22 protein-coding genes are annotated in these 22,080 nt (G+C 43.8%); 8 read left to right on the forward strand and 14 right to left on the reverse strand.

Features of this window, described 5'->3' with window-relative positions; all coding sequences use genetic code 11:
• Window positions 1-309 precede the first annotated feature (309 nt).
• The gene (locus MSG36_RS07790; protein ID WP_348983441.1) at window positions 310-1,062 is read left to right on the forward strand and encodes an EAL domain-containing protein; all 753 of its coding nucleotides are present in this window, start codon (window positions 310-312) and stop codon (window positions 1,060-1,062) included.
• Window positions 1,063-1,087: 25 nt separating this feature from the next.
• Here MSG36_RS07790 and MSG36_RS07795 read toward each other — a convergent pair whose 3' ends face one another.
• Window positions 1,088-1,900, reverse strand: a complete 813-nt coding sequence (locus MSG36_RS07795; protein ID WP_248367104.1) for a helix-turn-helix transcriptional regulator — start codon at window positions 1,898-1,900, stop codon at window positions 1,088-1,090.
• A 173-nt stretch (window positions 1,901-2,073) separates the two neighbouring features.
• On the opposite strand from MSG36_RS07795, the gene MSG36_RS07800 reads away from it, so the two are divergent.
• The gene (locus MSG36_RS07800; protein WP_009845598.1) at window positions 2,074-3,006 is read left to right on the forward strand and encodes a LysR family transcriptional regulator; all 933 of its coding nucleotides are present in this window, start codon (window positions 2,074-2,076) and stop codon (window positions 3,004-3,006) included.
• The gene (locus tag MSG36_RS07805) at window positions 3,006-3,389 is read left to right on the forward strand and encodes a VOC family protein (RefSeq protein WP_065677750.1); all 384 of its coding nucleotides are present in this window, start codon (window positions 3,006-3,008) and stop codon (window positions 3,387-3,389) included. The genes MSG36_RS07800 and MSG36_RS07805 overlap by 1 nt, the downstream gene beginning before the upstream one ends.
• Before the next feature lie 114 nt (window positions 3,390-3,503).
• Here the strand turns inward: MSG36_RS07805 and MSG36_RS07810 are convergent, their stop codons facing one another.
• From MSG36_RS07810 to MSG36_RS07825, 4 genes are all read right to left on the reverse strand, one after another.
• Entirely contained in the window at window positions 3,504-5,039 is a 1,536-nt protein-coding gene (locus MSG36_RS07810; RefSeq protein ID WP_248367106.1) for a PepSY domain-containing protein, read from the reverse strand.
• Window positions 5,040-5,150: 111 nt separating this feature from the next.
• Window positions 5,151-5,501 carry a hypothetical protein gene (locus tag MSG36_RS07815; protein ID WP_048612954.1) on the reverse strand — a complete coding sequence of 117 codons (351 nt, stop codon included), beginning with the start codon at window positions 5,499-5,501 and terminating at the stop codon, window positions 5,151-5,153.
• A gap of 301 nt (window positions 5,502-5,802) precedes the next feature.
• Window positions 5,803-6,198, reverse strand: coding sequence for a cytochrome b562 (locus tag MSG36_RS07820; protein WP_017059534.1), 396 nt, complete (start codon window positions 6,196-6,198; stop codon window positions 5,803-5,805).
• Between the two features lie 144 nt (window positions 6,199-6,342).
• Entirely contained in the window at window positions 6,343-7,089 is a 747-nt protein-coding gene (locus tag MSG36_RS07825; RefSeq protein WP_050621678.1) for a phosphatase, read from the reverse strand.
• 346 nt (window positions 7,090-7,435) lie between these two features.
• On the opposite strand from MSG36_RS07825, the gene MSG36_RS07830 reads away from it, so the two are divergent.
• Window positions 7,436-10,447: an HD domain-containing phosphohydrolase gene (locus MSG36_RS07830; protein WP_248367108.1), complete on the forward strand. Its 3,012-nt coding sequence runs from the start codon at window positions 7,436-7,438 to the stop codon at window positions 10,445-10,447.
• A 42-nt stretch (window positions 10,448-10,489) separates the two neighbouring features.
• Here MSG36_RS07830 and MSG36_RS07835 read toward each other — a convergent pair whose 3' ends face one another.
• On the reverse strand, window positions 10,490-11,515 hold the full coding sequence (locus MSG36_RS07835) for a DMT family transporter (protein WP_248367110.1): 1,026 nt from the start codon (window positions 11,513-11,515) through the stop codon (window positions 10,490-10,492).
• Window positions 11,516-11,606: 91 nt separating this feature from the next.
• On the opposite strand from MSG36_RS07835, the gene MSG36_RS07840 reads away from it, so the two are divergent.
• Together MSG36_RS07840 and MSG36_RS07845 are read left to right on the forward strand one after the other, a co-directional pair.
• A complete protein-coding gene (locus tag MSG36_RS07840) occupies window positions 11,607-12,554 on the forward strand; it encodes a LysR substrate-binding domain-containing protein (protein ID WP_248367111.1) in 948 nt (315 codons plus the stop codon).
• A 36-nt stretch (window positions 12,555-12,590) separates the two neighbouring features.
• Complete coding sequence (locus tag MSG36_RS07845; protein ID WP_004730185.1) at window positions 12,591-12,911, forward strand: heavy metal-binding domain-containing protein; 321 nt, start codon at window positions 12,591-12,593, stop codon at window positions 12,909-12,911.
• 148 nt (window positions 12,912-13,059) lie between these two features.
• On the opposite strand, the gene MSG36_RS07850 is transcribed toward MSG36_RS07845, so the two are convergent.
• Together MSG36_RS07850 and MSG36_RS07855 are read right to left on the reverse strand one after the other, a co-directional pair.
• Complete coding sequence (locus MSG36_RS07850) at window positions 13,060-14,316, reverse strand: peptidoglycan DD-metalloendopeptidase family protein (RefSeq protein ID WP_248367114.1); 1,257 nt, start codon at window positions 14,314-14,316, stop codon at window positions 13,060-13,062.
• A 161-nt stretch (window positions 14,317-14,477) separates the two neighbouring features.
• A complete protein-coding gene (locus MSG36_RS07855) occupies window positions 14,478-15,317 on the reverse strand; it encodes an alkyl sulfatase dimerization domain-containing protein (protein WP_048612948.1) in 840 nt (279 codons plus the stop codon).
• Between the two features lie 276 nt (window positions 15,318-15,593).
• On the opposite strand from MSG36_RS07855, the gene MSG36_RS07860 reads away from it, so the two are divergent.
• Complete coding sequence (locus MSG36_RS07860; RefSeq protein WP_282452201.1) at window positions 15,594-16,109, forward strand: cytochrome b/b6 domain-containing protein; 516 nt, start codon at window positions 15,594-15,596, stop codon at window positions 16,107-16,109.
• A 77-nt stretch (window positions 16,110-16,186) separates the two neighbouring features.
• Here MSG36_RS07860 and MSG36_RS07865 read toward each other — a convergent pair whose 3' ends face one another.
• From MSG36_RS07865 to MSG36_RS07890, 6 genes are all read right to left on the reverse strand, one after another.
• Entirely contained in the window at window positions 16,187-16,621 is a 435-nt protein-coding gene (locus MSG36_RS07865) for a hypothetical protein (protein WP_193842069.1), read from the reverse strand.
• A gap of 98 nt (window positions 16,622-16,719) precedes the next feature.
• Window positions 16,720-16,986: a hypothetical protein gene (locus MSG36_RS07870; RefSeq protein ID WP_017082440.1), complete on the reverse strand. Its 267-nt coding sequence runs from the start codon at window positions 16,984-16,986 to the stop codon at window positions 16,720-16,722.
• A 233-nt stretch (window positions 16,987-17,219) separates the two neighbouring features.
• The gene (locus MSG36_RS07875) at window positions 17,220-19,004 is read right to left on the reverse strand and encodes an ABC transporter ATP-binding protein (protein ID WP_248367116.1); all 1,785 of its coding nucleotides are present in this window, start codon (window positions 19,002-19,004) and stop codon (window positions 17,220-17,222) included.
• The gene (locus MSG36_RS07880; protein WP_248367118.1) at window positions 18,998-20,761 is read right to left on the reverse strand and encodes an ABC transporter ATP-binding protein; all 1,764 of its coding nucleotides are present in this window, start codon (window positions 20,759-20,761) and stop codon (window positions 18,998-19,000) included. The genes MSG36_RS07875 and MSG36_RS07880 overlap by 7 nt, the downstream gene beginning before the upstream one ends.
• A gap of 232 nt (window positions 20,762-20,993) precedes the next feature.
• On the reverse strand, window positions 20,994-21,512 hold the full coding sequence (locus tag MSG36_RS07885; RefSeq protein ID WP_017059522.1) for an NUDIX hydrolase: 519 nt from the start codon (window positions 21,510-21,512) through the stop codon (window positions 20,994-20,996).
• On the reverse strand, window positions 21,509-21,649 hold the full coding sequence (locus MSG36_RS07890; RefSeq protein ID WP_248367120.1) for a hypothetical protein: 141 nt from the start codon (window positions 21,647-21,649) through the stop codon (window positions 21,509-21,511). The genes MSG36_RS07885 and MSG36_RS07890 overlap by 4 nt, the downstream gene beginning before the upstream one ends.
• A 165-nt stretch (window positions 21,650-21,814) precedes the next feature.
• On the opposite strand from MSG36_RS07890, the gene MSG36_RS07895 reads away from it, so the two are divergent.
• A complete protein-coding gene (locus MSG36_RS07895; protein WP_248367124.1) occupies window positions 21,815-22,069 on the forward strand; it encodes a DUF333 domain-containing protein in 255 nt (84 codons plus the stop codon).
• Window positions 22,070-22,080 lie beyond the last annotated feature (11 nt).

Raw genomic sequence — 22,080 nt, forward strand, 5'->3', positions numbered from 1 at the left:
GCTTTATGTCGGGATATAAACGATCTCAAAACGATCATTTACACTGTAAAACTTATGCCTATATTCTAGTTGAACATCCCTGTTTCGATTATCCCTTTAGTTGGAAAAACATTAATGAATCACAGGCACTAATAATGGTTCATCCCAGTGACACAGGGCACATAAACGTGTCTTACTTGTTCTTTTTAACGACAAATCACCCTCCATTCCGGTCTAATTTCGCTTTCATATCAAATATCAATTTTTCATCTCAGAACGATATAGTGATGAATTTAGGTTTCTCTCAGAATGTTCGACCGTTACGCCGCTATGCAAATGAGAGACAAACACATGAACCTATCAGACCACATCATACAAGAAGCCTTTGAAAACGACTGGCACACCTGCTTTTATCAGCCAAAAGTAGAATCGAGTGTAGAGAAAGTGACTGGGGTTGAAGCTCTGTTTCGCCTAGATATCCCAGAGGAAGGCATTTTTTCTCCAGGTGTGTTTATCGATCGTGCGTTTGCATTGGGTTATGAAGAAGAGATCTTCTTTAGTGTTCTTGAGCAATCACTGACAGAGGTAAAATCTCTCTCATCTCACTTGAACTTGGCGGTTAATATCAGCAAGAAGGTGTTGGCTAACCCTGATAACGTAGAAAAGGTTCGTGAATTACTTTGGAATACGTCGTTCAAAGCAAAGCAGCTTACTTTTGAACTGAGCGAAAACGATCAGTTGGATGACCAACTTTGTGAGCAGATAAAACGCTTTCAATCTTTTGGCATTAAAATCTCAATCGACGACTTTGGCATTGACCATTCAGATATGAATAAGGTGATGAGCCTTGATGTCGATGAAGTGAAATTTGATAAGTCGATTGTAAATAGCGAAGACAGCTCTCGCTCTGAACTAATCCAGCAAACTTTGGCTTACTGCAAAGCGTCTGGAATTCAAACCGTAGCAGAAGGTGTTGAAGATGTAGATACACATCAACGTGTCCACCAGCTTGGCTTCGATCGCTGTCAGGGTTTCCTATACTCGAAGCCACTTCCGTTGACCGATCTTAGACTGGTCATGTAATGACTCTGTTCCACTAAGGAGTAGGCTAGCTTAAAACAAACTCAACGCTTTTTTTCTTCTGTTTTAGGTCATGGTAACGGATGTACTTGAAATAGATATCGTGCTTGTTTTGGATATTCTGAGAAAAGGGATTTTTCACCACTTTCTTTATATCAGCCTTGAAAAATGGCATGCCAAGTTTGCTCATGTACGGCTCTAAGTAGAGATCATAAAGAAACTGAGACATTGCAGGGTCAAGAGTCGGAAAACGAAATTCAGTGCCAGCCAAATTATCTGCCATGTAATCGAAAATCTTACGTCGGATCACAACGCTGACCGCACCAACACTGCAAAGCATTTTGCTGAGGCCGTCGTAAACCACATGGCCAATAATGACGCCCTCGAACAAGAAGCAAAGCACCTGCATACCTTCTTTTCTCACGCCGAGATACTGAGCAACCTCGATAAAGTCTTTGCCATAAGTTTTAAGATGCATACCTTGAATCGACTTAAGCCTTTTCGCTGGAAGCGAACCCATGTTGTATGACTCTACGCTGGTAACCTCATAGTCGTAACCAATCTCGGCACTAAACGGACGTTCCATATTCTTGGTTGCAGCTTTGACTTGAACCATCTCTTCCACTGAAAAGTCATACTCCACCTGAAAGAAGCTCGCGATACCAAGGCGACGAACAAAACTAGGCTGTGTCTTTGCCCTTTCCCACTGGCTCACCATCACCTGATTAACACCGGAAAATGCTCGATGAGAATGGGAAAGTAACTCTGCAAATTCTTCTTGAGAAATTGAGGTTGCTTCGCGGAGCCTTTTTAACTCTTCTGAAAAATTCTCTTTATTCATCGGTCACTTACCTAGCTTTTTTATCAGTGTAGTTCACTTAAGCTCGTTAATAAATGAAGCCTTCAACATCGCCTTACCACGTCAGTTAATTAATGAAATTGATTCACAAATCAAAGTAAATCGCTCACAATTACCATTAAGTTCATCGTTGAAACTCGCTTAACTGGATACTTATGATTAACCCAAAACTCATCGCCCTGCTTCCGGATCTCGCCTCGTTCATTTTGGTGGTTAACGAAGGTAGTTTTACGGCTGCAGCAAAACAGTTAGGTGTGACACCGTCAGCCTTGAGTAAGCTCATCACTCGCTTGGAAAAAGCGCTGTCAGTGAAACTGTTTGAACGAACCACTCGTACCCTTATCATCACGCAAGCGGGTCAATTGGTTTACGACCAGAGTGTGGTTATGATCAACGCAGCTCAACAAGCCGTTGAACTGTCTACCTCCGATCATACCGAACCTGCTGGCTCGATAACGGTAGCGGCGCCTGAAGCATTCTTGAATTCGGTCTTGCAGCCTTTCGTTGTCCCATTTTTAAATCAGTATCCAGAAATCCAACTTAAGTTAAGAGCGGCCGATGGTGACATCGATATTTTACGTCAAGGCATCGACATTGCTTTCCGCCTGACCGATAAGCCCGACGAAAGCTTAGTATTGAAAGAGTTAGGAAAAACAAACCTAGTGTTGTGTGCAAGCCCTGACTATTTAGATGCCAAAGGGATTCCTCACCACCCGACCGAACTGTCTGAACACGACTGTTTGTATCTTGCAGAGACAGACAAAGATCACATTTGGGATTTTCTTAAAGATGATGAATTTCACACGGTACCCGTAACTGGACGTTACGCAGTTAACCACTCGCAGATGCGACTAAAAGGTGTAAAAGAAGGTCTAGGCGTCGGTATTTTCCATGACTTCGTGATTCAAGATGCGTTGGCTGAAGGGTCTGTAGTACAAGTGTTGGAAGATTGGACCATCAAGAGTAATTACCATGGTGCGATTGCGATGCAGTTTGCTCAAACCAAGTACATGCCCGCTCGATTGCGTGTATTCATTGATTACGCCATGGAGCACTTAGGTGACAAGTTGGCAGGAGAAATAAACTGATGCTGAAAGGAATACACCACGCGGCCATAATCTGTTCAGACTACGAATTGTCGAAACACTTTTACACTGAGATTTTAAAACTTGAGATCATTGCAGAGAATTATCGTGAGGCTCGCCAGTCGTACAAGCTTGATTTAGCGCTACCTAATGGTGCTCAGATAGAACTATTCAGCTTCCCTAACGCACCAGAAAGACCAAGCTTTCCGGAAGCTCAAGGGCTGAGACATTTGGCCTTTTGTGTTGATGACGTTCAACATGTCAAAAGCTACTTGGAAGAACAAGGCATTGAAGTCGAACCGATTCGAGTTGATGAATTTACGGGGAAATCATTTACGTTTTTCGCAGACCCAGACGGCCTGCCGCTAGAGCTGTATCAGATCTAAAGCTTTATCAGATCTAGAGCTGAATCAAGTCTAAAAGTCTTCCTCACAGAAGAAGAGCTCATCTGATTAATAAAACGGACCTTCTCAAGTAGAGAAAGTCCGTTTGCATGTCAATTAACTCAATACGGTCTTGAATTTCTCAACGCGTGAAAACAGTAACCAATCCAATAGCATTGCTGTCACGATCGTTGCTCCCGCAAGCGGAAACAGTACTGAAATAACCACGACCGTCACCAAGCCTGCCTTCCAAAGCCCTGCATCACCAAACTTCGGTGGCGTACCAAGCTTTCTTTGTCCTGAAGGTCTACGCATCCACCACATCATAGCGCCAGTCACAGACACAACAATGAACGCCAAGCAAAACAAGGTATTTAGAAGCTTATTGATGATGCTGATGTCACCTTGATGCAATGAAATACCCACAGCTAAAGTCTTGGCAATGAAGTTATAATCTTGCCATGTCACCTCACCAAGAATACGACCTGAATATTGGTCGAGGTGTGTCGTACGATCCTGCGTTGGATCGATGATGTCACCGCCCATGGTATTGGCTGTGACCGTGTAGACGCCCGTTTCTGATCTCGGGAAATTGACTTTATATTGCGTAAAACCAAGAGATTGAGCTTTTGCTATCACATCATCAATCGAGAAATTACTCGCAGATAATACATGCTGAGAATGATCCTCGCCCATCTTAGAATGATCATGAGCTTCAGATGCTTCTTCTACTTGGTGGACGTGTTCTGCTGGCTTATCTTGAGACAAAGGCAGTGGCGTTTGCTCTAGGTTCCAAGGCATTTCCTCTTCAGACCCGTGATTTAAAGAAGCATGCGTTTCGTTAGACAGAGGAATGTCGTCCCACATTTGAGCAGGAAAAGTACTCCATGCTTGCACTAGCTTACCGCCCCAAAAACCTGTCCATGATAATCCTGATAGAATAAATAACAGAAGAATGAATGACAGTGTTCCACCGATGTTCGCATGCAGATCACGCATTAAAACACGCGTTCCTGAACCAAATCGAAGCTTAAGAAAACCAGCGCGGCTCGCGTTATCTCTCGGTAACCATAAGTAAATACCACTGATGAGCAACAGAATAGACAAGCTTATTGCGACTTCAATTAGATAATCACCCCAATCACCAATCAACAAAGTACCGTGAATGTCATTCGCCAGTTGATACAGACTGTCGCTGCGGGGGATTTCTCCTACCACTTCGCCAGTGTATTGATTCACCGTGGCGAAAACGGAAGTGCCATCTTCAAGTGATACTGAAAATCGGTTAGCCAGATCAGGGACTTTGCTAGGTACAAACTGTGTCACCGTACCTTGTGGGTATTGATTCTGCACTGCAGTTAACTGTTGTGACACTTTAATTGGGTCGCCCGATGCAACAATCTCGATCACATCGTGATGAAAAGCTAACTCGATTTCATCATCAAACAGCATCACCAAACCAGTAATACTCAACATCAACATGAATGGGATAACGAATAGCCCAGCATAGAAGTGCCAGCGCCACGTAAGGAAGTAGAGAGTTTTATTGCGGTCTTTTCTTTTTATATTGGTTTCCGAACCGGTTGTTGCACTGCTTTTAGACTGCGAAATAGCTTGTGCTTTCGCAGGGGTTTGAGATTCATTTCTCAACATTATAATTTCCTTTGACACACGCAAACGTACCTTCCGAAAAATCAGAAAGTAACTTGAGCATGTTTAACTTTACTTAATACTTTATTTTTTAATTATTTTAATGGGTTAGGTTTAAGCAATAACAAAGGGAGGGCCGCGTGGGGCTTGCCTCGTGTAGCGTTCGCTTAGAGCCAAAAAAGCGTAGCTGTCGGAGACAATAGAACTCAGTCGAGTTGTCAGTAGTGTAGTGGGAAGTTCATCTTGGTGAAACGTGGAAAAATGGCTAAACGGACACGGCTTTCCTTTATGAGTATTAGGTTCACCTTCTTCGATTTGAACCAATTCAAAGCCATTGACCGTACATAACGACGCCCATACTCCCGCACTATTACCATGAGCATTGATAACAGGCATTAATGTCACTAGCGCCCAGCTTAATGCTGTTGCAAGTAACATGGAGAAGTTGAACGAGGTTCGGCGCATTATTCCAAGTCTTTATAAATTTCCCTTATTATGAGGGACTTGGAATTTAGGTAAACGTAAAGATTAACAGCAAGTTAAAAAATTGAAGCTAACGCACACTCTTTTTCGTTAAATACTGGTTACAACACTAAAGCTAAGAAAGTAATACTCAACTCTTTACAGCAGGCTTTCAATAAAAGAGACAATAAAAAACGCCGCCTTACACCTTCCTCTAAGGAGGGGAATGTAAGGCGGCGTTTTAGAAATCGAATCTAGAGGTTTTGCTCTTTGCTACCTATCTAGCAAACTCATGATTAACAAATTAACCGAAGATCTTGCTCCAGATGCTTGGGTTACGCTTCTCATGGTACTCTTCACGAAGGCCGTCAATAGTACGAAGTTCTTGCTGTGCCGATGCTAAGTCACCTTGGTCTAGCTTCTGTTCAATGCTATCCAGTGATGCACTGATCTTTTTGAAGCCTTCCATGAAGTTGTCTTCTTTCTCGACTGGGTAAACACCCGTTTTCAGCTCTGCCACTAGCGTATCTAAACGAACAATAGGCTTTTGCATCTCTTCAATACTTTGAGCTTCTGCCGCTTGTTTGAACGCAAGCTTCATTTCTTGCATGTTTTTCTTAAGGTCTACATTGGCAAATGCGTTACCAGACAATACTGACGCAGCAATTAAGCCAGATAAAAGGATTGAGCGAGTTTTCATTGTTTCTCCAAGTGAAGCAGTGTCTTTGAAGTTAGAGCCATCATTACTGTGGCACTTCGACTTTATTATTTTCGGCTAGTGTATACAAAAATCTGTCAGGCACAAAAATTGATTGTGTCGAAATGCAAACCCGCCGACATTCTCTTAAACAAGATCTGAATATTCTGGGATTTCATTACGACCACGCAAGGCTAAAAAGGCTAGGAATTGCTTTGGCGAATGGGTAATCACTTTACTCGAATCTACGCCCACTTCATCTAACAATGCTGCGACTAAGTCTAAGCCACCGACATCTAAACAGAAATGCGCATCGCTGCCTGTTGTAATAAATGCACCCTTCGCTTTCGCTATTCTTGCAATCTCATAGCAGCGGTCAACACTGCCAACCCGGCTATTGCCTTTGAGTGTGGTGTTGTTGATTTCAATCGCCACGTTGTTCTCAACCGCACATTGAATAACGGCTTCGAAATCGAAATCAAAATTAGGATTGCCTAAGTGACCAAGCGCATCAATTCGACCACCCTTAATCACATTCACGAGAGCCTCTGTATGGGTAGCGACATCCGATGGGCGAAAAACGGGCTCGTGGAAGCTGGCAATTACCCAATCTAGATTCTTATCAACGCTCGGATGAATATCGATTTCACCTTGCGTGTTCATGATGTTCGACTCAACACCACGAATGATGGCGACCTCTTCGATAAAACGAGGAAGTACACGTTGGTTACTGAAGAACCAATAGTGTGGAGCGCCTGGCATTGATTCTGAATGGTCGGTAGTACAAAACATGGCTAAACCATTTTGCTTTGCCGACTTGGCGTTTTCGATCAATGTGCTGTAAGCATGACCACTTGCGTATGTGTGGGTGTGAGTATCTACTTTGAGTTCCATGAATCAATGCCCTCTTCGCTCGGTCAAATACGTTTTTCAGAAAGTAACTCTGAATCTTTTTCAGGTAAGGAGTGCCTGCACCTTTTTTCTGAAAAGGAATGCTTCAGAAAATGAGTGCCTAATGGCAACAATTCGACCAGTTTATCAGCTGAAAGTGACAATTAGCACCCAAACATAAAGGTTTATTACTGGTTCATTTACACAACACAAGAATACGTCGCTAAGCGAACCAGCCAACGCTTGGTCTTATCTAAGTCGAACCGTACACACTCGGTAATTGCGCCAATTTTTTGCAACCTACCCAAGTTCGTCAATACTTAAACCAGTCTACAAACTGGAGTGTTAGATGAGAAGAAGACGATATCCGCTGAGTATCCACATCACTAGCCTTTTCCTAATTTTGACAACACTTGTCGGTGCGGTATTGATTTCGATAAGTTATCGGCACTCTCAAGAGTTGCTGTTAGGCACAGTGCGCGAGATCAGTAATGAGCATCGCGACAAGCTGGAATCAGTATTTAAACAAGCCATTGCCCCGGTCATCACAACCTTAAATGTGATGGCGGTGAGCCCGTTTGTTGCTCATCAAACTTCCGCTGTCGAAAAAGACTCTTGGCTTGCTTCGGTCGATATCATCTTCAAACAAAACACCAATTTGGTCGCTCTATTTTATGGTTCTGAAGATGGTGACTTTAGAATCTTTCGCCCATTAAGCACCAATAAACAGCGAGCCGAAAACAGCGCCCCCGCTAAAGCGACCATGATGGTCAGCAGCACCAATCTAGACGGTGAAAACTTTATTACCTACCTTGATGGCGCACATCAAGTGATCAGTACTAGACAAGCAGAGAGTAAGTTCAACCCCACCACTCGTCCTTGGTTTCGTAACGCAAAGCCTGACGGCTCAATACAACTCTCTGAGCCCTATCTATTCTATTTCCTGCAAACCAATGGCATTACACTCTCTAGGCGCTCTGCCGATGGCAAGCATGTGGTTGGTGCCGATTTTACGTTGAGTTCGCTCTCTTCTCAGATCAGTGAATTAGCTTATTCTCCGCAAACCCGACTCGCCTTGTTCGATCAACATTTTAATCTTCTCGGTCAACATCAACTTGAGTTATCAATACCCAAGTCTGATGACACAAGTAAAACTGAGCAAACGAACAACCAAACGACTGGGAAACTCTCTGGCAGTGAGCAAGACCAAAGCTTCTTTAATGTGCCCAAACGTGAACAGATGGAAGCATTGAAAGCGTCCGTCATCGCGCCGCTTATCTCTGATGAAGAGAAGTTTAACCTCAATCTAAAGAACGTTGAGTACAACTTAAACACTTGGGCATTAACGCTAACGCCAGTTCACCTGACTCAAAATGTCACCTTATACTTGGCAGAAGCGACACCACACAATGAGCTGCTCGCTGATCTTATCTCGATGCGAGACAAGCAAGTTGCGGTCGCGATTGGGATGTTGTTCATCTGCTTCGCTATCGTATGGTTTGTGGCGAATCGACTGTCTCAGCCACTCAATACTCTGATGCAACTCACCGACAACATCGCTCGATTTGACTTCAGGCGTACTCATTATCCCAAAAGCATGATTCAAGAAGTGGCTAACCTTGCCCACTCGATTGAGCTAATGGAACACACACTTCATGATCTGATTACACTACTTAGAGACACGGCCGGGAATCAGGAGTTTTCGATCTTAGCTAAGAACATTGCCCATCAAAGCTATTTAATCACCAAAGCAGAAACCATTGTACTTTTCACTCAGTCCAAAGAGAAAGACGTGTTTGATACGGCAGCTAACCTTGCCATTTTGCCTTTTAAAGCCGACATCAATGACTTCATCAAACACACGCCTTGGTTGCTGTGTCAGCTTAAGTCCGGTGAGACGATCCATTTGAACCGAAAAGACAATGTTCTCAACTATTACCAAGATTCGATCTTCAATTCAGATCTGTACCTGTTTCCACTATTAAACCGAGAGAAGCTGTTAGTAGGGATTGTGGCAATTGGCTATGAAAGACCGATCACCAAGATGCAGGCCGATAAGCACGCCTTTTTACGAGAGCTGCTCAGCTTTGCGGAAATAGCGAAAGACAACATCGACCAAATGCAGCAACAAAAAGACATGCTTAATGCCTTTATTGAGCTGATTGCGTCAGCGATTGATACCAAGTCACCTTATACGGGCGGGCATTGCCAACGAGTGCCTGAGCTCACCAAATGGCTAACTCAAGCAACCATAGATGATGACCGCTATTACCCGCAATTCTCATTGGATAGTAAACAGTGGGAAGAGTTGATGCTCGCCGCTTGGCTTCATGACTGCGGCAAGGTGACCACGCCTGAATATGTGGTAGACAAGGCAACAAAACTGGAAACCATTTACGACCGAATCCACGAAGTGCGAATGCGTTTTGAGTTGTTGAAACAGCAAGCGGAAACCGACTACTGGAAAGCGATGGCGAACGGTGCGCTACAAGAAGAACAACTCAAAATACTCGAACAAAGCCTGTCTGAACTGGATGAGGAGTTTGCCTTTGTTGCTGAGTGTAACCTTGGCGGCGAATCTATGACGGAAGAGCAGCTAGAACGCTTAGATCAAATAGCCAAACGCCAATGGAAACGTACACTGGATGATCAATTGGGTTTGTCTTGGTCTGAAAAAGAGAGATTTAACACCCAAAAAGAGTCGGTTGAGAAAGAGAGAACGGAACCAACAAGTCAGGAAAAGGGTTTGCCTGTCATGGAGCCTCTGCTTGCAGACAAACCGGAGCATAAAATACCTTGGGACAATGGCTTTAACCCTGCCGATGTATGGCAAGAAGCGTTTGTACTTAAGCCCGGAGAAGTTAAATACAACCAAGGTGAACTGCACAATTTGAAAGTACGCCGTGGTACGTTAAACGATGAAGAACGTTTCATGATCAACGATCATATTATCCAAACCTTCACCATGCTCAACAAGCTGCCTTATCCGCCTTACCTTCAAAACATTCCGGATATCGCCAGCGGACACCACGAACGTATCGACGGTAAGGGATACCCAAGAGGCTTAAACGAAGACCAGTTACCTCTGCCGTCCAGAGCAATGGCAATTGCTGATGTCTTTGAAGCGCTCACCTCTAGTGATCGCCCTTATAAGAAAGGTAAACTCTTAAGCGAATCACTCAACATCATGACCGACATGGCCACCAGCGGTCATATCGATCCCAAGTTGTATTTACTGTTTTTGGAAAACAAAATCTACGATAAATACGCTGAGCGATTCCTAGAAATGAACCAACGCTGCGAGATTGACCCGCACGAACACATCGACCGAGTAAAAGAGTACATACGCTCATTGTTCTAAGTTTTAAGTTAACCATTCAAAGGATAAGCCATAACTCAATGGTTAGCTTTTAGCTGCCGAGTCCAATACCGCAACGTCCACTACAGTCGCTACAGCCACTGTGGTGTGCGGTTTTTGTTTGGCTTTCGCCTTGCTGTGTCTTTTTGCCAGCAATGTATTGGTGATGCTCGCCACGACAATTAGGTTAATGCCAATCATCTGCTGTGTAGAAAACACATCATCAAAGAACAAGCCCTGCCAAAGCGCGCTAAACAGCATGTTAGTAAAAATCAGAGGTGCTAATTGGGAGCCACTGTCTGCGAGCTTATACGCCTTAGAACGGAAGATTTGGGTATTGATAGTAAACAGTGCAAGGCCAAGTGCTCCGAGAGCAATCCAGCGTAAATCGTCAAAAGACAATAAAGCCGACAAGGTTCCTTTCTCTGCACTTTCAAGTACATCAGGCACCGCAGAAACAGAAGTAAACACCACCATTGGTATCACAATAATTGCCGCAACTAAAAAGGTCCACGCGTTAAGCTCTGCTGGTGTCAGGCTAGTTTTAGACGCTCGGTACAAACTCACTTGCGAGCCAGAATTAAATACCCCCGCGAGAAGCCCAAGCAGAAGCGCAGGTCTAAAGAACTCCGAACCAAACTCAAACTGCGACCAATCCCCTGCCATCATCACTACGCCAACAAAGGTAACAGCTAAACACACTATCGTCGTTGTATGAATCTTGGTTCTAAATATTAACTTTTCTAACAATGGAATAAACAGAGGACCCGTACTGAACAACACAACCCCTTCAACCAGCGTTAAGGTTTGCAGTGAAGTAAGGAAACACCACTGACACGCCACCATAAAGATCGCCCGCATCACCAAAGGTTTCCACATCTCTCGTGTCGGCTTGCTGATTTTGTAAAAGGTCAGAAAAAGAAATAAGAACAGACTGGGTAACAAAAAACGCATAAAACTGAGCAACGAAGTGGGCATCACTTCAGATAGATACTTGGCCATCAAGCCGCTTAAAGACAAACTGAACGTCGACAACAACATGAAAGTCGTCGCCTTGGTAATATCAGACATAATTATCACCTCCTATGACATCTATTTTAGAGGCGTGACGTAATGAAAAATAGCGAGTAATATTAACCATAACTGTAAGGAAAACTTACCAATGAAAAAACTCGTTCCGCTTAAATCCGTTTACGCTTTCATTGCTGTCGCTGAGACTGGCAGCATGACCGACGCCGCTCGGGTGTTGTACGTCAGTCACTCTGCGGTAAGCCAAGCGATAAAGTCGTTAGAACAACTGGTCAACAAGCCTTTGTTTCAACGAGTCGGTCGTCGTGTTGTTCTTAATGCCGCAGGTAAGCGATATTACCGCAAAGTCGCGCCCGCGCTTGAGCAAGTGATAGAGGCGACCGAAGAGCTTGCCAGAACGCCTAACGACCACCGCATTACCCTCAACATGGTCAATTCGCTCGCGATGCACTGGTGGATCCCACGAGTTCCCGACTTCCAAGCCTTCGCACCCTCACTTGATATCCGTATTTCGACGCTAACGGGCCCCTTCGATATCGAGCAGGAAGGGGTTGATGTTGCGCTTGTACATGGCAAACCCAACGAATGGGAGCAATATTACAGCGAGAAACTGGGCGACGATGATTTGGTCTTAGTGTGCAGCCCTACTCTATTAAAAAACCAGGCCGGATTGAGCGTTGAGCAACTCGTCAAACAAAACCCAACCATTGGCGTTTTTAACCCCAGGCGACAACACGACTGGCAAGTGTGGTGCGACAATTACCAAATCCCAATGCCCACATTCCATAGCAATCTGACGTTCGATGTCTCCATTCAAGCGGTGCAAGCTGCAATTCGTTCGTTAGGCGTACTAGTAACGCATCGCTTGTTTGTGAAAGATGACATCAGCCATGGGATGCTTGTCGAATTGGGTAAACCGGTTGCTAACCCGCACCAAGATTTTTACTTTGTTTGCCCGAAAAACAAATTAAAACAAGAAAGTGTGCTAAAACTGAGAACATGGTTAAGACATGAATTCACACGCTCAGAGACAGCACTGAACGGTGACGCTCAAGAGCAAGACCAAACTATCAATCAATAAGCGAGTGACAGCTCAGCAAGCTTACAAGAGGCCATTATGATTATTACCACCACACAATCAGTCGAAGGCAAGCGCATTGTCGATTACAAAGGGGTTATTGCCGGAGAAGCCATTCTAGGGGTGAACGTTTTCAAAGATATGTTTTCAGGAATTCGTGACTTTGTGGGTGGACGTTCTGGCACCTACGAGAAAGAACTAGAAAAAGCACGCAACTACGCATTCAAAGAGTTAGAACAGAAAGCGATTGAAGCCGGTGCCAACGCAGTGGTAGGCGTAGATATAGATTACGAAGTGCTTGGCACAGGTAATGGCATGTTGATGGTGTCTGCTAGTGGCACGGCAGTGGTGGTTGCTTAATCAGTGGCAAACCCATCGCTCAATAGCTCGATCCATCGAATAACGGATTCAGTCGCTTAATCGTGTAATTCTCTAAAAAACGCCCCTTAGCTAAATCGCTAACTAAGGGGCGTGATTATATGTGTTGCCAAGTTAGATATGAATATCTCTAACTCGCGCGATCTGTGGGTTCAGAGAGCATGTCATCAAACGAGGCAATTCGAGCCAAAAACTCTTTTCTATCTTTAGGCATAATTGAGCTTGCCATTGGTAAGTTCGCCTTCATCGCATCGACGGCGCGACCACGAACCAATACCTCAAAGTGCAAGTGCGGGCCAGTAATACGACCAGTAGCACCCGATAGCGCAATTTTCTGACCTCGCTTAATTTGCTGACCTTTCTTAACTAAGAAGCGGCTCAAGTGAAGATAACGCGTCGTATATACGCTGTTGTGTTCAATCACCAAATATTTACCAGCATACGGGTGGTCACGAAGTGCCACCACTCGACCATCACCAGTTGAGTAGATAGGTGAACCAACAGGTGTCGCAAAGTCGGTACCATTGTGCGGTGAGATTCGCCCAGTTACTGGGTGTCTTCGTGTCGGATTGAACGAAGAAGTGATTCTTCGGAACTTTCTGTCGACTGGGTATCTATCAAAGGCTTGCTCTAGACTATTTCCCTCTCTGTCATAAAAAAGACCATCGGGTGCTAGAAAAGCTGCGACTTCTCGGTTTCTTAATTGAATTGAGATACCTTGAATTTCTGTTTTACCCGTTAGGTGATCATCCGTGTACTGCTCTTTGACCAATACATTAAAGCTGTCACCGGCTCTCAGCTCACGAGCGAAGTTGACTTTGTCTTTTAGTGTGCGGGTAATATTGGCTATTTGAGCTGTCGTCAGCCCTGCTTTGTATGCCGATGTTGAAAAGCTACCGTGAACACTACCCGCATAGAGTTTTTCTTTCCATTCGCCTGGGATCTCGTGGAATTTATAGGTGAAGCTACCATCATCGTTTCGAGTAAAGGCTGCTTGCTCAACCAGACTCTCGTGATAAATCAGCTCCACAAGCTGTTTTGAGTCACTATCCAAAAGCAACTCTAGATGGTCACCAGGTTTTATTGTGTCGAGTTTCAAAGACTCCAGATCCGCTTCCATCACCTTTTGAACGGTTCCATAAGGCAGTTGCCATGACGAAAAGATGTTGCTTAGCGTATCGCCAACTTTCACAAAATAATGGACCTTAACCAAAGAGTTGGGAGTCGCTTGCGAGTCGATGACTTCCTTATCATTAGGTTGAGAACCTTGGTAAGGTGTTATTTTGATAGATATTTCTGGTGCTGGTTTGGAGTGGAAAGAGAGCAAAGCAGCAAGGGAAAATGCGCTGATCGCAGTAACGATCAGACCAATACGGAGGAACTTCATAAAATACTTAGCGGTTATAACGAGGAACTTAGAAAGTGTTATAACATAACAATTCAATCAAAAAAATAAATGAAATGTAAGAAACCGTAGCGCGATAGGTGTGAAAGTATGGTGAGCGTGAGAAGCCCACCACCTTAGTTAATACGGATCTTTACCTAAAATTACTCTTCACGAAGTGCTTCGAAGCGTTCTAAGCCGCGCAGCATCTCAAAGTCAGGTTCATCAGCCAATAGCTCTCGCATTGAACCACTGGCTTCGATAGAGCGCTCTAAGTCATCGATCGCTTGGCCTTCAGCACCTAACCTTGCGTAAGCACAAGCACGTTGATACAAGGCGTGAGCGTTTTGATCGTCCACTTCCAACACGCGATTACATAAGCTCATCGCCCAGTGGTATTCCTGCATGTCCATTGCGGCATCAGCTTTGTAAGTTAGTGCTTCCAAATCACCCGGGCGGACTTTTAAGATCTCATCGTAGATTTCAATTTTTTGCTCGGCAGTTTGAACATTCTGAGCCCTCAACCACAAGTTGTGAATCTCATTGATGATTTCGATTTCTCGGTTGTTCTCTGAGATGATTCGAGTCTTGCGCTTAAGATCCCTTTCAAGAAGGTTAAACTTCTTCTCATAGTCTTGGGCAATGTCGTTGAGTCGTCGATCTGCCATCTCTTTGGTGGTATGTTTCAACTCTTTGAGCGATTGCCAACCCACCAGTGCGATTAGGGAGGCAACACCGGCAATAATGTAGAAGAAGTAGGTTACGGTTACATTGGCGTAATTCAAAGACTTGTCTGCCACAGTAAGTTCCCGGTCAGTCATCTGAATGGTCAAACGTCTTTCAAGATCCTGCTGTTCCATTCGAAGCTGCTTCAACTCATCCAAGATATAGCGTTCCATCAGCGGTCTATCCAAATACTCTTGTTCCGAGTACTTAACCTCTTCGCTTGCAAAACTCATCGTGCTGAACACCGAGATAACTGCAATCAATAAGATTCGAAGCATTATACATTCCTTATATATTTATCTTTAGACTAACTGTATCTCGTAATAGGCATACAAGCTAGGAAGTCGACAAGTTTGCTATGTCCATATTGGAATTAACACTCTAAAACATCATTGATAATTATAAAACACCTGAAGCAACATCATTAATTTCTAAATTATAAAAATACCGCGTAATACTGTTCTATATAATTAATTCGCGATGCGAATATACCGAGAATTGATTTATTGCATCGAGATGAATCTTATATTAATAACGATCAGAACGAGGTTAATTTGAATAATCCACGATACGATTTAGTAAGCCGTGTACTGCACTGGGTAATGGCTTCTGTAATCATCTATGCAACAATCACAGGGTATGTGATGCACTATGTCACCAGTCATCCAGAGCTGTTTTCTTTTCTGTCAGTGCTCAACATGTCATTGGCGACCGTTGCGACGCCACTGCTTGTGGTTCGTTATATCTGGAGCCACTTTCGCTCATCGCCAAACATGCCAACCTCTGTGCCTGAAGGGCAAAAATGCGTTGCCAAGCTTGCACACTCTTTGATGTATCTTGTGATGTTTATGGTTTTCAGCACCGGCTACTTAATGCTAAAAGAACCGTACTCTTTATTTTGGTTAGTGAGTGTAAATAATCTAATTACCGACTCTGCAATCAACGGCTTCTTTTTTTATTTACATCGTGCCAGTTGTATTGCCCTAGCCTGTTTAGTTGTTCTTCATGTTTGTGCTGCACTTAAACACCACTTTGTCTCTAGGAACTATGTATTGAAGATGATGCTCTAGATTCAGAGAATTCAAGACGGTTTGCACAAACAAAAAAGCCATAGCATGTTCGCTATGGCTTTCTTCTTTCAATTTGATTACTTGTTGTGAGTATCTATCATCACTTGCCAATATTCGCATTTGGCTAAGAACTCTTTTAAATAAAGTTCTGGGTTAGCAAGCTTCTCACCGCCTTTAACATCAGCGCCAGTCACACGCCAAAATCCACGAGTCACAAGATTTCTGTGGTAGATAAAGTCGTTAATTTCGTTTGTTTTTAACGGAAGCTGTTCACCAAAGGTTTGATCGTACAAGCTCAACGTAGCAGCTTGCTCACTTGGCTTCTCCCTTAAAAAGGTATCCAAATCCAAACCTAATAACTGTTGCTGCTCTTTAGATAGGGCTTTAGCTAATTTAGAGATCACACTGAACAGAGCCAACTCAACTTTTTGAGACGCTAATAACGATGCACCTAAAAGCGCATATTCATTGGAAATGTGTTGTTCTGTTGATGAAACGGTTGCTGTTGTCACTGTGTTAACCTCAAATAATCATAACGGGTGTTACTGAACTGGATAGAGTCTTTTCACTAAGCTGAATCTTATTCTTGTCATTAAGAAGAATCTTACAGTTAAGCAGAGTCTTTCAGCAGAACACGGTCAGCATCAATAATGGTGAAGCCCGATGCATCTTCATTCTTTTCGACTTGCACTAAACCTTTAAAACCAATCTGCGACAACTTCTTCGCAAGGTGATCCGGTGCTGTTTCAAAAACAACATTCATAAAAGGTAAAGACTCAGCATCAACAAAACCATGCTCGTTAAACAGTTCCATTGCTTGAGATAAATGGTCTGAGTCGGTTAATTCGATAATTTCTACAACTTCTTCCAACAACATCTTCGATTCCATATTCGCCAGAAAGTGACTGACACAAGCACTTAAGTTTTGCTCGCATACATCCCGATGCCCGAAGACACCCCTTTAGTAGTAGGGAGATCATAACATATTAATAATCGAAAAATATGTTTAATTTCCCTAACCTATTGGGAATATTAGAAAACAATAGAAATTGATGAAGCATAGACAAGACCAATTCGTCTTTTCGAAAGCAACAGCCTGATTTGAGGCAATCAGGCTACCGTAGCTTGAGGATCGCCCGTTTCTACAATCGATTCTTGTAACAAGCCAGCATAAATACCATTGTGCGCCACCAGCTGTTGATGATTACCTTGCTCAACAATTTCACCCTTTTCCAACACCAAAATCGTATCTGAATGACGAACGGTACTCAAACGGTGTGCAATCGCAATCACGGTTTTTTCCTTGAAAAGGCGCTGCATTGCTTTTTGAATCAGGTCTTCGGTGATTGAATCTACCGAACTGGTCGCCTCATCAAGCATCATCAATTGCCCCCCCTGTGCAACCGCTCTAGCGAACGAGATGAGCTGCGTTTGCCCTACAGACAAGTTAGAGCCGTTCTTTTCCAAGTGGAAGTCATAACCTTGTGGCAATTGTTCAATAAACTTATCGGCATAAACATAGCGCGCTGCCTGTTCAACCTCAGTTCTAGATAGATGCGTTTTACCCAGCGCGATATTGAATTGGATGGTCTCTTCAAATAAGTGCACGTCTTGCATCATCATTGAGAACAAATGAGCAGAGTCTTCACTTGAGATCTGTGACAGCTCTATTCCATTCAACAAAATGCTGCCTTCATAGTCTTGGTAGGTTTTAGAGATCAGACGCAGAATCGTCGACTTGCCCGAGCCCGTCGAACCCACAAGCGCGATTTGATGCCCTTTCTCCAATACAAACGAGACATTCTTTAGAACGTAGGGAGAGTCGTCTTTGTAGCGGAAGCTTACGTTCTTAAACTCTAGGCTCACAAACTGTTCAAGCTGCTTCTCAACCTTGTTAGATGACAACAGGTTGCGCCCTTCTTCTTCAGTCGGCTCAACAAACAGCTCTTCAATATGGTCAAACGCTGCAAATGAACTCTGAATCGAAGCGATCTGCGAAGTAAAGTCACGAATCGGAACAAACACTTTCTCTAAGGTGTTGATGAACGCAATCAGCACACCCAAGGTGAGCGCCCCTTCTAACACTTGCTCAGAGCCATACCAGATCATAATCGCGATGGTGATAGAGGTGATGCCGGAGATAAACGAGAACAAAATCGCATCGTATTTATTGATCTTCTTCTGCGCTCTTAAAAACTCATCGGTATAGCCTTGGTAGCGTTGCTCGACTTGCTCTTCTGCTCGGTACATCTGAACGGTTTTCATGCCAAATAAGACTTCTTGTAAAAAGCCAATACCGCGAGCGAGAGAAGAACGAGTCACCTTATAGAGAGCACGAAGTCGGTTTCTCACATACACCGTCAAGTACATCACTGGTGGCATAATGATCAATACAATCATCGTTAACTGCCAATCAATGAAGAACATCATCACCAACAGAGCAATGGTATTGATGCTGTCTTTAACTAGCCCTACAACCGACTGAACGAACGTCTCGCCGATGGTTTCCAAGTCACTGGTTAATCGTGAGAGCGTTACGCCAATCGGTGTGTTATCAAAATAGCTGCGCGGCAGTTTGAGCACGCGAGCAAACAATACTGAGCGCATGTCAGTTATCGTGTATTGACCAGTTTTACGCAGGTTGTACGAATAGGTGGTATCCACCACATAACTCGCCACCAGCACGGCAACGAGATAGAAGACGTATTCGAGCAGACCATCCATATCCCCGTGACTCAGGTGAACATCTATCACTTGAATGATCAGCCAAGGGAACAACAAGCTCGTGATGACAGAAAGAGGAAGCATAGCGATACCCAGAATCGCAGAGCCTTTGTATTTCTTAGCAAACTTAAAAAAGTGCTTGAGGTACTTGAGATCAACACCTTTTAACATGCCACTGCCTCCGTTTCATTCTTCTGTAGTTGCCATGTATCGTAATAGTAATCACAGGTTTTCAATAACGTGGCGTGGTCGCCCTTCGCGATCACTTTCCCTTCATTCAACACGATGATTTCATCCATATATTCAAGAGCATTAACGCGGTGTGAAACCACAAGAACCGATTGATTTTCCAAACGCTTAAACAAGCCTTCCAAGATCTTACGTTCTGTTTCATAGTCGACAGCCGATAGAACATTATCCATGATGATCAGATCGGTGGGTTGCAATAAAGCACGCGCAATACTTAAGCGCTGCTTCTGACCACCAGACAACATGATCCCTTTCTCACCGACTAAGGTTTGATCGCCGTGTTCAAAACGCGTCACATCACTGGCCAACTGGCTGAGCTCTAGCACTTCATCAACCTGACTCTTTGCCAGATCGGTATCCAAGCTACCAAAGCGGATATTGTCTTCGACGGTTGCTGAAAACAGGTAAGGGTCTTGAGTCACGGTTTTCACGTAACGGCGCAAATCACTGCGCGAGAAGCTAGTGACATCTCTTTCACCAAGGAAAACCGAACCTTCTGGTACATCTAAGTGATGATTTAAGCAGTTCACTAATGTCGTTTTACCCGCTCCGATCCCGCCTAAAACACCCACTTTCTTACCTGCTGGAATATCAAAGCTGATGTCATCGAGAATCACCCGTTCTTCACCTGAATAGCTGAAGCTGAGATTGCGAACGGAAAACGTTTTTCCCTTCAGCGATTCAATATCTAACTCAGTCAGCTTATCTTCATCAAGCTCTGGAACTTTGGCATTAAGAATGGTCTGTGCACTTTGAATCGCGACCATGCCACGCTGATAAATGGTCGCGATTCTGCCAAGTTGCATCAATGGCATAGCGAGCAAAACCGAGTAAGTCAGAAAGGCGGTAATCTCACCAAGTGTGAGTTCCTGTCTCATTAACATGTAGCCACCAAGCCCAAGAATGATGATTTTCATCAGGTCATTGGCGTAGTCGAGTACTGGCATAAAGAAGACTTGAATACGTGTAATTTTGAGGCGGCATTCAAGCAATAACTGGTTCAGCTTTTCAGTTTCGGCTTTCACCCAAGGTGACATCTGCTGGCTCTTAATCAAATCAATCCCAGATAGGTAACTCATCAACTGGGCAGACAGATTTTGTAGACGCTTCATGTGCTCTAAATGCAGCGTTTTCATACGCTTGAAGCCCACACGGAAAATCACAAAAGCGATTGAGATAGGAATAATCGAATACAGTGTGAGTTCTGGCGATATGCGCCACATGTAAAGAGGCGTCAGCGACAACGCAAGCAACGCATTGAAGAACTGCAAGAAGCCGACACCAAACAGCAGTCGAATACCACTAAGGTCATTGTTGATAATCGAGATCAGTCGACCCGAAGCAAAGCGTTCGTGAAAGCTGCTCGGTAAGCGATTCAGCTTTTGTAAAAGAGTACTTTTGAGCGCAGCCTCTGTAATTCGCCCCGGGTTAAGCGCATAAATACGAGACAAAATTCTCACCACCACCATGGCAACCGACATACCGACCACAATCCAAACATAGGTTTGAAGCTGTTGGTGGCCAGTTGAAGAGGCATCATCAATCAAATCTATTGCCAATTGGATATAACGAGGGATCTCTACTTGTAACCAGTTGACGAGAAAGATGAACACAATCGCCAATAAGTACGAGGTGCGATTCATGCGCAGATAATGGGCAATAAACTGTCTTTTATTCATAGTATTCTTTGTTTAGGGCAGGCTCACAGCGAGATTTAACGATATAACCGGGCAGTTAAGCTAGATAGGTTCATCGTTGAGGTAAAGATACATCAAAAACACTTAGTTGACAATATCAACCATATTCAATAATTAGTTTCCGCTATTAAATTTTAGCATTGCTAGAAACAACTTTGCCGCCAAAAGTGGCGGCAAATAAATAGCTTAGCAGGCCTGGGGCTGTTGATAACGGCTAAAGCATCTCTTTGGCAATCAAATGCAGCAAAAAGGTTTCACGTTCAATACTCATGCCCTTCTTAGGGCTCTCTGCCATGGTCTTTTCGTTATGAGCGATCGCTTCATGGATATTCATCCACACCGGTTTCATCCCATTTTTCACTTCATAATCTTCGTAAGCCGTTTCACCAAGCTCACGATCAATCTTGCATGAGTAGCAGTAAGAAATCATGTGCATCATGTCTGCATCGTCTTTGTACCAAGGACGAAACTCTTCAAAAATGCCGAACGGCTTGATGCTATGGATATTCTTCGCGCCAGTCTCTTCTTCTAGTTCACGAACCATACCTGCGATCACATCTTCCCCTTCATCCAAACCACCACCAGGAATGGTGTAGTCGTGATAACGCTCTGTATACAGCATCAGAATGTCTTCACCATCTAACACAATGGCACGGGCAGCGTTGCGCTTATAGACCGTTTTATTGTCTAGATGGTCGATATCAGGGTGGATGGTTGTTTTTAGGTGTCTCATGATTCTGACTGCTCTACTGAATTTGGCGGCATCATATCATAGTCATCAATAGATTCGAGGTTCACAATCGCCAACAAGAACTGATCCGACGGGGATATTCCCACGGTAACTTGAATCCACTTAGCTTGATCTAACACTCAAAAAGTCGTTAAACATGAAGAAATATCAACCTATTTCAATATCTTGACCAAATTAGGACAACCTTTTCTGAAATCTAAAATATACTAATTTCATAGAGCTTCTCATTTGGTTCTGTAGAACTTAACGCATTCGATTATAGAGTTATCACGTAGGAGATAGACATGAAGAAAATTGGTTTGATGGCTGTATGTGCCATTGTATTAGGCGGTTGTGCAAACGACTATGCAGAATATAGCGAGGGCCAACGTGTTTCAGTCGCTAACCCAGCAGCGGTTTATTGTGTTCAACAGGACGGTGAATTAGACACGGTTACTGAAAACAATCAGCGTACAACTTACTGTGTATTCGATGACGGCGAGCGCATTGAACAGTGGGAGTACTACCGCAATAACCATGAGCAAGAAACTGAAAAGTAATCACTTCTATT

Source organism: Vibrio sp. 1CM8B, from assembly GCF_023161685.1.
In the GTDB taxonomy this organism is placed as follows: domain Bacteria; phylum Pseudomonadota; class Gammaproteobacteria; order Enterobacterales; family Vibrionaceae; genus Vibrio; species Vibrio coralliirubri.

What these genes read in the sequence shown, in the direction of transcription:
- MSG36_RS07830 (WP_248367108.1), top strand. Translation starts at nt 7,436, where the DNA reads ATGAGAAGAAGACGATATCCGCTGAGTATCCACATCACTAGCCTTTTC.
- MSG36_RS07815 (WP_048612954.1), bottom strand. Translation starts at nt 5,501, where the DNA reads ATGCGCCGAACCTCGTTCAACTTCTCCATGTTACTTGCAACAGCATTA.
- MSG36_RS07895 (WP_248367124.1), top strand. Translation starts at nt 21,815, where the DNA reads ATGAAGAAAATTGGTTTGATGGCTGTATGTGCCATTGTATTAGGCGGT.
- MSG36_RS07825 (WP_050621678.1), bottom strand. Translation starts at nt 7,089, where the DNA reads ATGGAACTCAAAGTAGATACTCACACCCACACATACGCAAGTGGTCAT.
- MSG36_RS07840 (WP_248367111.1), top strand. Translation starts at nt 11,607, where the DNA reads ATGAAAAAACTCGTTCCGCTTAAATCCGTTTACGCTTTCATTGCTGTC.
- MSG36_RS07880 (WP_248367118.1), bottom strand. Translation starts at nt 20,761, where the DNA reads ATGAATAAAAGACAGTTTATTGCCCATTATCTGCGCATGAATCGCACC.
- MSG36_RS07805 (WP_065677750.1), top strand. Translation starts at nt 3,006, where the DNA reads ATGCTGAAAGGAATACACCACGCGGCCATAATCTGTTCAGACTACGAA.
- MSG36_RS07810 (WP_248367106.1), bottom strand. Translation starts at nt 5,039, where the DNA reads ATGTTGAGAAATGAATCTCAAACCCCTGCGAAAGCACAAGCTATTTCG.
- MSG36_RS07875 (WP_248367116.1), bottom strand. Translation starts at nt 19,004, where the DNA reads ATGTTAAAAGGTGTTGATCTCAAGTACCTCAAGCACTTTTTTAAGTTT.
- MSG36_RS07835 (WP_248367110.1), bottom strand. Translation starts at nt 11,515, where the DNA reads ATGTCTGATATTACCAAGGCGACGACTTTCATGTTGTTGTCGACGTTC.
- MSG36_RS07855 (WP_048612948.1), bottom strand. Translation starts at nt 15,317, where the DNA reads ATGCTTCGAATCTTATTGATTGCAGTTATCTCGGTGTTCAGCACGATG.
- MSG36_RS07800 (WP_009845598.1), top strand. Translation starts at nt 2,074, where the DNA reads ATGATTAACCCAAAACTCATCGCCCTGCTTCCGGATCTCGCCTCGTTC.
- MSG36_RS07820 (WP_017059534.1), bottom strand. Translation starts at nt 6,198, where the DNA reads ATGAAAACTCGCTCAATCCTTTTATCTGGCTTAATTGCTGCGTCAGTA.
- MSG36_RS07790 (WP_348983441.1), top strand. Translation starts at nt 310, where the DNA reads ATGCAAATGAGAGACAAACACATGAACCTATCAGACCACATCATACAA.
- MSG36_RS07795 (WP_248367104.1), bottom strand. Translation starts at nt 1,900, where the DNA reads ATGAATAAAGAGAATTTTTCAGAAGAGTTAAAAAGGCTCCGCGAAGCA.
- MSG36_RS07885 (WP_017059522.1), bottom strand. Translation starts at nt 21,512, where the DNA reads ATGAGACACCTAAAAACAACCATCCACCCTGATATCGACCATCTAGAC.
- MSG36_RS07870 (WP_017082440.1), bottom strand. Translation starts at nt 16,986, where the DNA reads ATGTTGTTGGAAGAAGTTGTAGAAATTATCGAATTAACCGACTCAGAC.
- MSG36_RS07850 (WP_248367114.1), bottom strand. Translation starts at nt 14,316, where the DNA reads ATGAAGTTCCTCCGTATTGGTCTGATCGTTACTGCGATCAGCGCATTT.
- MSG36_RS07845 (WP_004730185.1), top strand. Translation starts at nt 12,591, where the DNA reads ATGATTATTACCACCACACAATCAGTCGAAGGCAAGCGCATTGTCGAT.